The organism is Dickeya zeae NCPPB 2538 (assembly GCF_000406165.1).
GTDB lineage: Bacteria > Pseudomonadota > Gammaproteobacteria > Enterobacterales > Enterobacteriaceae > Dickeya > Dickeya zeae.
The window spans coordinates 1,568,329-1,581,436 of the sequence record NZ_CM001977.1 but is presented as its reverse complement, the minus strand read 5'-3'; the positions used below and the strand labels follow the sequence as shown (position 1 = coordinate 1,581,436).

General features: G+C 44.1%; 9 protein-coding genes, 1 tRNA gene and 2 pseudogenes. 6 read left to right on the top strand and 6 right to left on the bottom strand.

Going from position 1 to position 13,108, the window contains the following annotated elements:
* Positions 1 to 192: 192 nt before the first annotated feature.
* From DZE2538_RS06940 to DZE2538_RS21460, 4 genes and pseudogenes are all read left to right on the top strand, one after another.
* Positions 193 to 3,735, top strand: a complete 3,543-nt coding sequence (locus DZE2538_RS06940; RefSeq protein ID WP_038915945.1) for a hypothetical protein — start codon at positions 193 to 195, stop codon at positions 3,733 to 3,735.
* Between the two features lie 412 nt (positions 3,736 to 4,147).
* On the top strand, positions 4,148 to 4,921 hold the full coding sequence (locus DZE2538_RS06935) for a hypothetical protein (protein WP_038915944.1): 774 nt from the start codon (positions 4,148 to 4,150) through the stop codon (positions 4,919 to 4,921).
* 104 nt (positions 4,922 to 5,025) lie between these two features.
* Positions 5,026 to 5,856, top strand: a complete 831-nt coding sequence (locus DZE2538_RS06930; RefSeq protein WP_038915943.1) for a hypothetical protein — start codon at positions 5,026 to 5,028, stop codon at positions 5,854 to 5,856.
* Positions 5,857 to 6,038: 182 nt separating this feature from the next.
* Positions 6,039 to 6,163, top strand: a pseudogene (locus tag DZE2538_RS21460) (mobilization protein mobC); the annotation flags it as partial.
* 33 nt (positions 6,164 to 6,196) lie between these two features.
* Here the strand turns inward: DZE2538_RS21460 and DZE2538_RS06925 are convergent.
* The 3 genes from DZE2538_RS06925 to DZE2538_RS06915 all read right to left on the bottom strand — a co-directional run bounded on the left by DZE2538_RS06925 (position 6,197) and on the right by DZE2538_RS06915 (position 8,015).
* A complete protein-coding gene (locus DZE2538_RS06925; protein ID WP_038915942.1) occupies positions 6,197 to 6,511 on the bottom strand; it encodes a CcdB family protein in 315 nt (104 codons plus the stop codon).
* A gap of 2 nt (positions 6,512 to 6,513) precedes the next feature.
* Positions 6,514 to 6,750: a type II toxin-antitoxin system CcdA family antitoxin gene (locus DZE2538_RS06920; RefSeq protein WP_012769207.1), complete on the bottom strand. Its 237-nt coding sequence runs from the start codon at positions 6,748 to 6,750 to the stop codon at positions 6,514 to 6,516.
* 320 nt (positions 6,751 to 7,070) lie between these two features.
* Entirely contained in the window at positions 7,071 to 8,015 is a 945-nt protein-coding gene (locus DZE2538_RS06915; RefSeq protein ID WP_038915941.1) for an ArdC family protein, read from the bottom strand.
* Between the two features lie 659 nt (positions 8,016 to 8,674).
* On the opposite strand from DZE2538_RS06915, the gene DZE2538_RS06910 reads away from it, so the two are divergent.
* Both DZE2538_RS06910 and DZE2538_RS06905 read left to right on the top strand, forming a co-directional pair.
* Positions 8,675 to 9,553, top strand: a complete 879-nt coding sequence (locus DZE2538_RS06910; RefSeq protein WP_050568726.1) for a retron St85 family effector protein — start codon at positions 8,675 to 8,677, stop codon at positions 9,551 to 9,553.
* A gap of 312 nt (positions 9,554 to 9,865) precedes the next feature.
* Positions 9,866 to 10,795, top strand: coding sequence for a retron St85 family RNA-directed DNA polymerase (locus DZE2538_RS06905; RefSeq protein WP_038915940.1), 930 nt, complete (start codon positions 9,866 to 9,868; stop codon positions 10,793 to 10,795).
* Positions 10,796 to 11,054: 259 nt separating this feature from the next.
* Here DZE2538_RS06905 and DZE2538_RS20805 read toward each other — a convergent pair.
* The 3 genes and pseudogenes from DZE2538_RS20805 to DZE2538_RS06895 form a co-directional block, all read right to left on the bottom strand.
* Positions 11,055 to 11,156, bottom strand: a tRNA-OTHER gene (locus DZE2538_RS20805).
* Positions 11,142 to 11,888 carry a hypothetical protein gene (locus DZE2538_RS06900; protein ID WP_201765541.1) on the bottom strand — a complete coding sequence of 249 codons (747 nt, stop codon included), beginning with the start codon at positions 11,886 to 11,888 and terminating at the stop codon, positions 11,142 to 11,144. Before DZE2538_RS06900 ends, DZE2538_RS20805 begins: the two co-directional genes overlap by 15 nt.
* Positions 11,889 to 12,168: 280 nt before the next feature.
* A pseudogene (locus DZE2538_RS06895) lies at positions 12,169 to 12,938 on the bottom strand (DUF3800 domain-containing protein).
* Positions 12,939 to 13,108 lie beyond the last annotated feature (170 nt).

Genomic DNA, 13,108 nt, shown 5'->3' with positions numbered 1-13,108 from the left:
GGTATACTTACAGATCTGGCGTTGCCAAATCTCATGGTCGGCTAAGAGCGAACAGCGGACATTTATTGGACTGTAGACTGACTCCACAAGAGTGTCTACATAAACAGTCGCAATTCACGATGCGAGCGGAATAAAGTTTGAGTTAGCCGATTTCTAATTTATTCTGAATCAAAAATACGGATGTGATTGTTTATGGCAAATAAAAAAAATCTGAGCAATCCTTTTTCTACAGGCGGTGGCGGTGTTCATTTTGAGGCACATGTTCAGGCGTCGTTTGTTGCACTGATGCTCACTAGCGGCAATGCCCCATGTCTTCCTTGCTGGCCTATTGTAGAAATCAAACTTCAGGGAAAGATTGAAGGTTTTGATACCGACGACCTCATTGTCGTTGTTGAGAATCCCACCAGTAAAGAAAAGCAGAAGCTTCTTGGGCAAATCAAGCATTCCATTTCAATTACGCAAGGTAGCGCGATATTTGGGGAAGTGATACAGGCCGCCTGGAATGATTTCAATAATCCCGAGGTGTTCACCAGGAAGAAAGATGTCATTGCGCTGATCACCGGTCCGCTAAGTTCGACCGATACCCACAATGTGCAATGGCTGCTTAATCAAGCCAGGCATACCAAAAATGCGGATGAGTTTCTTAGGAACGTGCGGCAAGCCAAGTTCAGCCCAGCCAGAAGCAGCGAGAAACTGGAGGTCCTCCAGTATCACCTGAAGATAGCAAATGACGGTAACGATCTAACAGATGATGAACTGTATGAATTTTTGAACCATTTCCACTTGCTCGGCTACGATCTGGGTAATGAATTCGGTGTTGTTCTGGCTCTGCTGCATTCCCACATCGCGCAATTTCATCAGCAGTATCCTCAATGGGTCTGGTCGCGGATAGTCGATATCGTGCAAACATGGAATCAGGATGCTGGAACTATCACATCCAGTAAGATCCCAGACGATCTTTCAGAAGTGTTCAAACAAAGAGTTGTTGCTGAGATTCCCGAAAAATTAAGAGCGGTATCGCAGATAGTACAAACCGACTGGGCCCACCATCCTGATGCTTCCTGTTTAGCCATTGCAGTATTAGTCGGGAGATGGAATGAAAAAAATGAATATGACCTGGACGTGCTAACCCAGTTGCTTGGTATTGGTTATGACGAATGGTTAAGGAAGGCGCGAGAAATATTACATGTACCGGACAGCCCTTTGTCTGTCAGAAATGGCGTCTGGAAAGTCGCTAATCGAATGGATCTGTGGAGTATTCTGGGGTCCCGTATACTTGACCAGAATCTCGATTTGTTCAAGTTTCTCACTATTTCAGTACTTAAAGAGCCAGACCCTGTTTTTGAATTACCCGCTGAAGAGCGTTACGCTGCGAGCATTTATGGTAAAGAGCTCCATTTTTCACCTATGCTGCGACAGGGTATAGCTGAGGGTATGGCTATCCTGGGAAGCCAACCAGAGGCTTGCATTAACTGTTCTCAGGGGAAGGCCGAAGCTTGCAGTAACGTAGCGATTCGCGAAATTTTAAATGAAGCGGACTGGGTTTTATGGGGTAGCCTGAACGGCTTATTACCCACGCTCGCTGAAGCCGCTCCCGCAAAATTTCTTGATGCAGTTGAGAAGGCAATGCACCAGACACCCTGTGCATTTGATGAGCTATTTTCCCAAGAGGGAAATGGCATCATTGGGGGGAATTATCTGACTGGACTGCTATGGGCCCTGGAAGGGCTAGCCTGGGATGAACAACATCTGGTTAGGGTCTGTGCTGTACTTGCTGAACTCGCCAGCCACGACCCGGGGGGGAAGTGGTCTAATCGGCCATCCAATTCGCTTTCCACTATATTATTGCCGTGGTTGCCGCAAACGCTCGCATCAATTGAAAAGCGCCAGGTTGCTGTAAAAGTCATTTTTAACGAATGGCCTGACATTGCCTGGAATTTGCTTGTTCAGCTTTTGCCTGGTCAACATCAAACCTCTTTTGGGACACACAAACCTTCCTGGCGCCGAACCATCCCCGATGACTGGGAAAACGAAGTAACGAATCAGGAGTACTGGCAGCAGACACTGTTTTATGCGGAGCTTGCCGTTGCGAGCGTCGGAGAAGATACCGGTCGCCTGACCGTATTAATTGACCATTTTGATCATCTGCCAGCCCCCGCTTTCGATCAACTCCTTGAGGTTCTCTCCTCTAAACCTATTATCGGGCTGCATGAAGAAAAACGTGTTTTGATATGGGATCATCTCAATCAGTTATCAAATAAACACAAGCGATACTCTGATGCCAATTGGGCATTGCCTGATAATCTGATAACCCGCATTGAAAATGTTGCCGAGCAACTGGCTCCCACCAATCCATTTAACTTATACCAGCATCTTTTCTCAAACCGGGACTTTGACCTCTACGATGAAAATGGTGACTGGGAAGAACAGCAAAAGAAAACCGAAGCGAGGCGCGAATCCGCAATTTCGGAAATTTTTCGGCTTAATGGGGCAGAGGGTGTTATACGATTTGCTGACAACGTTTCTGCACCCAACAAGGTCGGCAGTATACTTGGAACGTTCAGCAATGATGTGTTCGAAACTATCCTGTTACCTCATTTCCTGGACACAACAGAAAATAAGCACAAGGCATTGGTAAGCGCCTTTATTTGGAAGCGTTTTTGGCTCAAGGGTTGGGAGTGGTGCGACAATCTCAGCAAATCTGAATGGACCCCTAAACAGTTAGGCCAGTTCCTTGCCTATTTACCTTTCTCCGGGGAGACATGGGGACGAGCTTCTCAATACCTTCAAGCTTTCGAAAGCGAATACTGGACCCGTACCGATACCAATGCCTATCAGTCTGAAGGAGAGCTGGCTGTAGCCATTGATAAACTGATTGAACATGGCAGACCCCATGCGGCAATCCACTGTCTGTACAGAATGTATCAGAACAAACAGCCTATCGATGCTAATCAGTGTGTTCGTGCGTTGCTGGCGGCCCTTTCAACTGATGAATCAAGCTCCAACATGGACGCATACCACATAACGACTTTAATCAAATTTCTTCAGACTAAATCTGATGTAAATCAGGAAGATCTATTTAGCGTTGAGTGGGCATATATTCCTCTGCTAGATGGTCACAGAGGTACTGTGCCCCAGTTACTTGAAAACAGGATGGCTAATGACCCAGAGTTTTTCTGTGAGGTAATTCGACTTATTTTCCGTTCCGACAAAGAGGATCCTTCAGCCAGTGAACCCACTGAGCAATCGAAAGCTATTGCAAGAAATGCATGGCGACTCCTAGAAAAATGGGAAACCCTACCGGGAAGCCAACAAAATGGTACGTTTAGAGCAGATAACTTTACTGAATGGCTTGAGAAGGTTAAGGAAGTTGCAACAGAATCAGGTCATTTAGGGGTTGCACTAAGCAAAATTGGCGAAGTTTTAATTACTGCTCCCTCCGATCCCGATGGCTTGTGGATAAACCGAGCGATCGCTTCTGCATTAAATGACCGAGATGCTGAAAGCATGCGTGAAGGCTACAGACGAGGAACCTACAATTCTCGCGGTGCACACTGGGTCGATCCAACTGGGAAACCTGAGAGAGAACTGGCGGATCAGTTTCGGACAAAAGCAGAGGAAGTAGAAAATGCAGGCTATCAGCGATTCGCCGTTACCTTAAGAGTTTTAGCGGATGGCTACGACCAGGAAGCTGAGCGAGTAATAAGTGATCAAAAAAACCGTGAAGATGATTAACCTGCACTGCATTGATTAGCAAATACTGATTAAAGCAACGTCTGCTGTTGGCACGAAGCAGCTGAACTGAAGGTCCGCAGTGAGCGAAGAGCGGATATACACTGATTCAGGTCAGCACCACAATGCAGGCAACAAGCTGACTGGAAGTTGTCATTCAGGGCCGGTAGCCTTACCGGCACTTGCCATGGTCAATGCCTTCGCTGTTTTTCTCTACAGCCCTAAATGTTTGCAAAAAAGGAAGAGGTCAAGCGAATACGTTCAGAAGGATGGGATTTATGTGATTGATTTAAATAACCGTTTGTCGCACTCTGTATCAGTCAGGAGTGGGGCTAGATGGAAGGCACTATTAACGTGTTAATACAGCCTTCCATCTAATCACTGTTAGCCGTCTCAAGGAGTGGCAGGCAAACCTATGAATTTGAAACTGCGAATACTTTCTCTCTCGGCGTTGCTATTCGCTTTTGCTCCTGTGTGGGCTGAAGAGTCCGGCGCAAAGGCCGTATGTGAGCTTCCGCATCCAACGCAGCCTCGCAAGCCTGCGCAGACTGCTAGACCTGAAATAAGCATCGTCTGCGGATCAAACACCGTTTCCCAGACCGTTAGCATGCCGCCAACGCCGGCCGTAACTACAGTCCCGAGTCCAAGCGGCAATGTGCCCACGGGTTCATCAACTCTTGTCGCGCTGATCTCTGCGGCTGCCGGGGTATTCGGCGCACTGGCCGGAGGGCTTGCCAGCTACTTGGTTGCCAGACAAAAGGCGAAGTCTGATTTGGAACTCGAAACCAAACGCCTGCAGGCGAATCTTGTAGCGACAGAGCGTCTTCGTTGGCTGCAAGATATTCGTGAAAGGTTGTCAAATTTATATAAACAGCTTGACCTGCAGTACAACCTTTTGATGCGTCCAGTTGCTCCCGGCTCAAGTGCAACTACACAGCAGCAACTTGATGTGATGTCTTCTGATATCATGGAGCAATGTAACATGATCACGCTAATGCTGAATCCAGCTAAATCTGATCAAGCCGAGCTTCGCGACGCGCTTCAGCAGGCGCTCACATTCATGCAAACAGCATTCCTGCAAGCGGCAGCATCCAATCACACCGAGTACGCTAGGCTTAAGCAAGCTGCATTTGACGCGATGACACGTCTAGGCGTAGAGACTTGGCGACAGGTGAAATCCTTGTCATGAGCAAGCGACGGCTATTAGGTTTATACAATAAGTAAGGATACGCAAAGCCTTTATTTCTCTCTGAAGAAAAGTGATAGCGTCAGATCAAAATACAGGAGAGACAGATGAGTTTACCAATGCCGTGGAGTTTAGCTGGACGCCTCTTCAAATGGGGTTGGGAAAAGATCACACGATTATGGTTACTGAAAACCTATCAGAAATCGCATGAATATAAATTCAGACGCCATCAATTAGGTGCACACTGGGAGCCACTGGGTGAGCATTTAGAGTACTCGAAGCGGCTTGCTCATTCAGCCGATCATGAGTCGGTTAAATCCCGCGTGGCGTTCCGGGCAAAAGGGACGCTTGTGGAGAACCTCTCTCTTTATTTCGAGGCGTCAGGGCATGGTATCCGTTACCAGCAGAAAATTGATCTGGTCAATCTAGACCAGTCTGTGCTGATTGTTAACCTAAACCAGATACCACGTCAGGAACTCATGGAGGTTTCTGAACGCGGAATTTATTTTTCAATTACTGAAACACAGTTTACTCAGTGCGTCATTACGCTACCCGGTGGCAAAAAACAACCGCCTTTTGACTCACAACGGTTTTCTCTGATGCATGGTTGGATGTTAAGAGACACATGGGAAAGACGCTGGGGCGTGGTCTGGAACAGTAGTGCAATTGAGGACGCAAAAAAAGAAATGAAGTCGTACTGGCGCTGGCGACTGGGGGAATACAGCTATTTCTCGCTTAACCATCCGAGATTTGGCCCCATTACTCTGAATGGTGTGTTTCGCAAACACCTGTGCAGACTGCTTATTAACCCCTATTTAATAACGCTGCAGTTCTGGCTGGCAATACACTCCGGACGATATGATCTGGGAGATGGCAGGCTTATATTTAGCCGTAAGCGAATTAGAAAAATGAAGGCACGCAAAACGGCGAAGCTCTGATTTCTGCTGCTGTGTTATACAGTCCGGATGACCCTGACCCGATCCTCGTTGATTCAGACAAACGCTAAGCAACTTCCGCTCTTGGCACAGAGCGGACAGAGAGTAAAGCCACCAAGCACCTTGAACAGCGTCGTCTGATGCTGCAATAGTGGGCTAATTTTCTGAATGCTAACAGCAACGGTCTGGTTAGGCTGTTTGACAGAATCAGAACGGTGGCAAGGAACGGTATTCCGGTTCCATTTAAGGCCAGATGTTTCTGTTCCGCACTATCGACGAACTTGAACAGGCTCCCGTCAGCCACGATTAAAGGCATGCCTGTTTAACAGCATAGAAAGAAACGTCAGAACCCGTCGATGAGGAAGTCTATTGCAGCCTTTACCTGAGAACGGTACTGAGAAGCATCACAAAACGCCGCACCCAGGGCCTGGACAGGGATACTTGCCAGCTCGTGGGTCATTACGGCGTACTCTTTACCGTCCGTCAGCCTGACGACGGGGACAAGGCGATCCGGTCGGCGGCCTGCCGGATACTTTTCAATAGGGAGCAATGGGATCACTATCCGACGATTCAATTGCCCAATAATATCGCTCGTGACATCGAGCAACAGCGGGTAAACGACGCTTTTCCCGGTATTACCGTATACGGTGAATTGCATGGTTAAAACGTCCTGTATTCATCACTGAAACAGCCGTTTTCATCATGAAAACGATTTAATGCGTCGATAGCCTCCCTGTTCTCTTCCTGCCATTTTTTCGCTTCATGACGGCGAAGCTCCGCATCCAGGGCGGTTGACAGAGTAGCACTCAGGTTAATCCCCGCTTCACGCGCCCGGACCAGTAAGGCACGCTCCACCGTCATGGTCACGCTCTGCGTGTTGCGCTGTTTCGCGGTCATGGTTTCTCTCCCGCATGAAATACGTGCACATTACACGGCATAATACACTTACCACAACACCAAAAACAGGTTCTGCTACCGTTGCAGTCCTGCAAACTTCACAGTCAGTCGTCATACCTGAGCCGTCGTTTACAGCAATCACCGATGTACAAACGTCGTTTACGGGATGCGCGGGCTCTTTGCCGCCCGCACCCGCAGCCTGAGAATATTCCGGGCATTGAATGCCCGGAATATTCTCAGGGAAATTGAAACATCCGCCACGCTGCCTGCCCCGATATCAGGTTAACGCCGCCTTCCTTTGCAGCGTAGTCCCCTGCCCCTCAAACCTTATCCATCAGATAACGATGCGCTTTCGATGCCGCACTGGCGGCTTTGAAAATATAGCGCTTGTCGTTCTTCAACGCTTTCAGCCAGGAAGCGATATAGCTTTCATGCTGAACCTCTCCGACAATCCCCAGATCCGCCATCAGAAACGCGCTTCCCAGCTCGGCGATCAACTCTTCAAAGGCGTAACCTTCACTACCAAACTTCCCTTTCATTTCACGGTTAAGACGTATTTTTGCTCCGCTCCAGTGAACCAGCTCATGCAGACCGGTAGCGTAGAAATTAGCGGCATCGGAAAAAAGATGGCGTTCCGGTAGCCAGATTTCATCCGTTGACGGTTTGAAGAAGGCACTTTGACCTTTCTCTACGATGCGGGCACCACTGCGGCGCAACAGGTTTTCAGCCTGTGGTAACGGCTCGAACGTCTCAGCGGGGCTAACCGCCTCAGTTGTCAGCGGAAGGCCGTCGATTTGTTCAACATTGAACACGGTGAACGTTTTCAGCATCGGGATCTGGTCGATTTCTCCGTCTTCGTTTTCCTTTTCCAAGGTTGTATAGAAAATGGCTGTCGTGCCGTGCTCGCCTTTGCGAACCTGCCCGCCTACTGCCTGTGCTTGTTTGTAGGTCATCCAGCGTGAATCACCGAAGCCCTGTTCTGACGCACTGCACCACAACAACATGATATTCATTCCGCTATACGCGATACCGGTTGCGAAGTTGGAAGGCAACTCAGACATGCCCGGCACTCGTTGCCACGGACACGTCCAGGGCTTCACTCCGGCTTCCAGCGCGGTAATGATGCTGTCGGTGACAGTCTGATAAATATCGGTTTTGGTTTTGGAAAATGTCGTTTTTGAGGAGCCTGACTGCTCCAGCGGGGATACGCTGGTCGCCGCTGCGGTGTTAGGGGCGCTAGTCTGGGTATGCAGGGAAATGGTCATGGTTTTTTCTCCGTCAGTGGTGTGATTTTCGTCTTCGTATCGCCTGACGGTTCGCTTTCCCGGCATCGTTCCGGCACGCAAGGGCGCAGAATGCGTGCCATTTACCCTTGCGAGACGGGTTGTGGTGGGAAACGATTAACCGGAAGCTGATACGGGGAACGGAAAGCACACGGGAGAAAAAACTGACACTGGATAGTCGGGCGTAGCGCCCCTTGGGCCGCAGCGGTGAAATGGAGGTTGGGGTTGAATTTAGGGGTATTAGTTCAAATCTAAATTTCCTGTATCTTGAGGTAGGGCATAATAAAATTATGCAGTGTGGGAACAGTCCAAACGATATCTCAAATCGTACATATAAAAACTGGCTGTTTTTATATTCGTGAATTATCCTTTAAATTATCTCTTGAAAAAACAAAACATTTAATTTACTCTCATTTTGAACAATCAGCAACCTTAACAAAATTATAAGTTACAACTCACACTTGATGCGACGGAATATAAATTAAAAATATACCGCAATAAATTTCATCTTATCTTTTTGAACCAAATCGGTCATGAAATTACAGCAATACTGCATAAATTAAAAATTTATGATGCAAGCCTTCTTTTTTTATCATAAAATACCATGATATTTATGAGAAATGCCATTGTTAGGAATAATCATGAAACCTCTCAAACAGAGCATCATTAATAAATTTTACGACCAACATATCTATCAAACCATCGATGAAATTAGAGATCTATTAATAAATGGATTTGATGAATCACAAAAAACAATATTCTTATGTGGAAAAGATAAAACTGATAAAAAAAGCCTCAGATATAAATTCTCAACCTTTCTTTCTCAAGAGAAAGGAATAACTCTTACCTACCCAGAAGATTTATTTGAAGACCTCCTTGAAGGACAAGGGAAAAATAGCCTGCTATCCCTTGAAACTCAACTTGCGAACTCTGTTGACCTGATAATTCTCATACCTGAAAGTCCTGGCTCTTTCGCTGAATTAGGTGCATTTTCCATGGATAAAGCCTTAGCAAAAAAAATGCTAGTAATGAGGATGGGTGAGTTCAAGTCAGGAAAAAGTTTTATAAATCACGGGCCTGTTAGGCTAGTTCGAACTCATGGCGGTGAAATATATGACATTCCAAAAAATTTCGATGAAAAGAATTCAATACATGTAAAAGCAGTACTCAATAAAATTAAGGCAACACTTCCAAGCGGAAGAAAGAAGAAAGAGTTAGATAACATCTTATTATATTCGAAGCATATATTGCTTTTAACTTACCTGTTTGATGATTTGAATTTATTGTCAGTGTACAAAACCATGGAACTTATCATGGAGAGAAAATTCGAAAGTAGGGATAATATTGCCTGTAAAGCTGCAACGCACTCACTCATAAGGGCTGGTATGATCAACCAGCAAGAGGGTTTATTCACGATAACTCAAATGGGCTATGATTCAATAATAAATAGTTTCCACTTAAAATCATCACTCACTGCACTAAGAACAAGAATCATGAATAAACAATATGCTAGACACTGATTAGTGTTTCATCATAGAATTCCGCAGTGTGCTAGTTTTTAAGCAGGTGACTTACTGGTTCGCTAGTCAAGTTCACAGTGGATGGAGAGTCTCTCCGTTCCCGCAGTTCATCACAGAGATAGCGCGATGATCGAGTCCCCCAATTCCCGCCCACCGTGATTTGGGGGACTCGTACATCCGCCTTACGGAAGGATGCTTCGCATCCATACCTTCCTAGGTATGGATGCTCATTCCCCTTCCTCGCTGTAGTCGTTAAAAACTAGCACACTATTTTCGAGCATATAAATACAACTCTACTATGATGAAATAAACATGAATACTCATCAAGGAAAGTATACCCAGCAACTGTTATCTCTTCCAATTCTTGAGAATGTTGACGATTTGTCACAATCCCTCAGGCTTCCGAAAGAAGTTATCTCCAAATTCAGTTTAAATAATGATAAATACTACCATCGTATAGAAATGAAAAAAAAAACCGGTGGCATTAGGCACATCGAAAGCCCTCTAAGAGAGTTGAAAGCAATACAACGATGGATTCTTAGATATATTTTAGATAAATTAGCACCATCAATTTATGCAAAAGGCTTTGTAAGAAAAAAATCTATCATTGACAATGCTAAACCACATGAAGGAAATCAATACGTATTGAATCTCGATTTACAAGATTTTTTTACCAATGTACCAGCATCTCATGTATATACATTATTCAGAAATATTGGATATAACAATAATATAGCATTTATACTTACGTCCTTTTGTACTAAAAGTGGATATTTACCTCAAGGGGCACCAACTTCACCAGCCTTATCTAATCTCGTTTGCTTAAGACTCGACCATCGTGTATCTACATATTGTAAAAAAAGGGTTTTAACTTACACACGTTATGCTGATGATCTTTGCATATCAGGAAATAAAATACTTATCTTACAGAGAGCATCTTATTTAATAAAAATGATAATTGCCGATGAGGGATTTACCGTTAACACAAAAAAAGAAAAATTCCTTGGTCCTAAGGTGAGAAGGGAAGTTACAGGGTTAACTGTAACACCCAGGATTACTATCAGTAAAAAAAATTATTGCGTCTACCGAAAAAGAATATATGACCTAGTAAGAAATGAAGTCCAAAATAAAAATGAAATTATAAGAGGCATATTGTCTTTTGTTCAAAGTATCGATAAAGACAAAGGAAAGAAACTTTCCACATTTTACCAAAAGCAAATATCCCTCATTGCAGACATTTAACACCAATGGAGGCCAATTTAATGGTCTCATAATTTATAGCCAGCTAAAAACCATTGTAAGTACCCCACCCAAGCGGACCATGCGTTTTTAGATATCTGACCTAACGTGCTGTAACGTCCGAGATGTTCGCTTCTGGCGCAGAGCGGGAGAATGCATGCCACTGTAGGTCAGCTATGAGCTAAGAATCGGCCTCAGCACTGAGGACTATTGTAGATATAGAAAGTTGGTTGAAACAAAAATTTGATTGTCTGGTTTTGGCTGGCGACTCACCTGAGAATCGAACTCAGAGCTACTCCTTCATAAGCACCCTATTGCAAGGCGCTTATGAAGGGAGTTGCTTTACCTATTAAGCGAGTGAGTCATAGAAATTTTCTATGATTTTATCTGCCTTGTCAAGATCATAAGAGTATTGTGAATGTATATAGGTTTTAGCAACTTTTTTTATCTTTTCGTGATCTTCACCATATTTTTTCCAAGTATTGAACGGGATGCTATCAAAAATCATTTTCTCCGTAGGTTCAAGGAGTTCTGCTATTTGTTCTGTAAAGTCTAAAAGAAATTGGCACCAAAACTTAATATCATGAAATGATAAGCTGTTTGGCTCATTTGGAGCCGAAATCATGTTGTATTTTTTTTGCAAGAAGTCGAGGGAGTTTTTCTTAGAGTTATAATATTCAATTGCTTTCTTTTTGCTCTCTATACTTGGATGAGCAATTGAATTGCGTAATAGCCTAAAATAATCGGCTGAATCAGATTCATACCGGAAGTTTGTTTTATTTAATGGCGTTTTAGTGAAATTGTTTTCTAGTATTTTCAAAGGGGAAACTTTATCTTTTTTTTCCCACTGGAAGCCATAACGATTACATTCGGATTCAATTTCTTCCAAAAATAAGTCAAACCCACTATAAAGCGATACAATTGCGAGTCTATTCTGGCTATTTAGCACTATATCAGATTTTATACCTTCAAGTTTTATACCTGCCTCTTCAGCCTTTTCACTCCAATATTTCTCATTTTCAAGTTCGAATTTTTTGGACTCTAATAACGAAATATGGACTGCAGCTGCTTCTGCTGTAAGCTCACCTATGTACAACTTAAAATTTCTTACGCTTGGGGGTCTGTATGCGCACATCAGTGATGTCCTTTCTATTCTCAATCTTAATATATTATTTTATAAATAATAATAATTATACAGGGAATATCCGCATTTTGCACAGAACTGCCTGTCAGGCAAGGCTTAGCTCTGTATCGTGACAATACTAGATCAAGTCTGAGCTAAATACACCTAAAGATTTGTAACACGGTCGCAGTACTGTTCGTATTCGAAGACGTTCGATACCCAAGGTTCTGAGTAACAATTTTAAAACAAGTAATCAAGTCAGCTCATCTCTCATAACAAATGGCACGCCATAATTTGGTCTGATACTCATCGACCTCGGTACACCTCGCATCTCAAGAGGAAAGTGCCAGATATTAAAGTCTTTGTTCGGATAGGTATCATAGTGAAAATGGTCCCACCCAAGCATTGCTGCCATTCGTTTGAATGCTATTTCCTTTGCTACCGATAACTGCAACTGAGAATTGAGAAATTTAAGGTAACCAGAGTTTACTGCCCCGTTAAAATATCTACAACCTGTAAACCCAAGTGATGTTTGGAATCATGCATCGTTACAGACGTCACCAGTTTATCTATACCAGCTTTAGCCAACATATTATTGGCGATGATCCCAGTAACCTCATCATTTTTCTTATACTTATCAATTTTTTTGTCAATCATGACATCTATTGGACTCTTAAGCTGACGTGCCGCATTCTTAACAAGGAGAGTGTAAGTCTGATAGAACGCCATTTCCCTGTTCGTTTGCCAATTGTTATAAATATTCTTCACAACTATGATAGAGTGAAAACAGCATGAATTTTTTAGCACAAGAGCAAATAATTCAAGGCAGATGTTTGCTTGCCCAGCGCTGTTCTTAATCTTTGACCATTTCAATTCACCTACGATGCCGTACTTGTCTTGCAGTTTCCGAACACGCTCATTGAATATATCCAGTGTGTTTTTTCATATACACAATAAGCCAATACCATAACAACGGTCACTCCCTGTCGTACCGCTTTCATCACCAAAAGCCACATATTCCATGAAAAGACTCGTGTATAAGCATTATTAATAACATGGGTATTTAATGTGCAACCCAAGCAGCTGGCAACGCTTTGACTATAACCGCTTAGCCAACCGTGATCCAGTTTGTTTGGTATAGTCACAGGGGTTTCACTACCGCCCTGTAGTGCCACACTGATTTTGGTCACATA

What these genes read in the sequence shown, in the direction of transcription:
- DZE2538_RS06930 (WP_038915943.1), top strand. Translation starts at nt 5,026, where the DNA reads ATGAGTTTACCAATGCCGTGGAGTTTAGCTGGACGCCTCTTCAAATGG.
- DZE2538_RS06925 (WP_038915942.1), bottom strand. Translation starts at nt 6,511, where the DNA reads ATGCAATTCACCGTATACGGTAATACCGGGAAAAGCGTCGTTTACCCG.
- DZE2538_RS06915 (WP_038915941.1), bottom strand. Translation starts at nt 8,015, where the DNA reads ATGACCATTTCCCTGCATACCCAGACTAGCGCCCCTAACACCGCAGCG.
- DZE2538_RS06935 (WP_038915944.1), top strand. Translation starts at nt 4,148, where the DNA reads ATGAATTTGAAACTGCGAATACTTTCTCTCTCGGCGTTGCTATTCGCT.
- DZE2538_RS06905 (WP_038915940.1), top strand. Translation starts at nt 9,866, where the DNA reads ATGAATACTCATCAAGGAAAGTATACCCAGCAACTGTTATCTCTTCCA.
- DZE2538_RS06920 (WP_012769207.1), bottom strand. Translation starts at nt 6,750, where the DNA reads ATGACCGCGAAACAGCGCAACACGCAGAGCGTGACCATGACGGTGGAG.
- DZE2538_RS06910 (WP_050568726.1), top strand. Translation starts at nt 8,675, where the DNA reads ATGAAACCTCTCAAACAGAGCATCATTAATAAATTTTACGACCAACAT.
- DZE2538_RS06940 (WP_038915945.1), top strand. Translation starts at nt 193, where the DNA reads ATGGCAAATAAAAAAAATCTGAGCAATCCTTTTTCTACAGGCGGTGGC.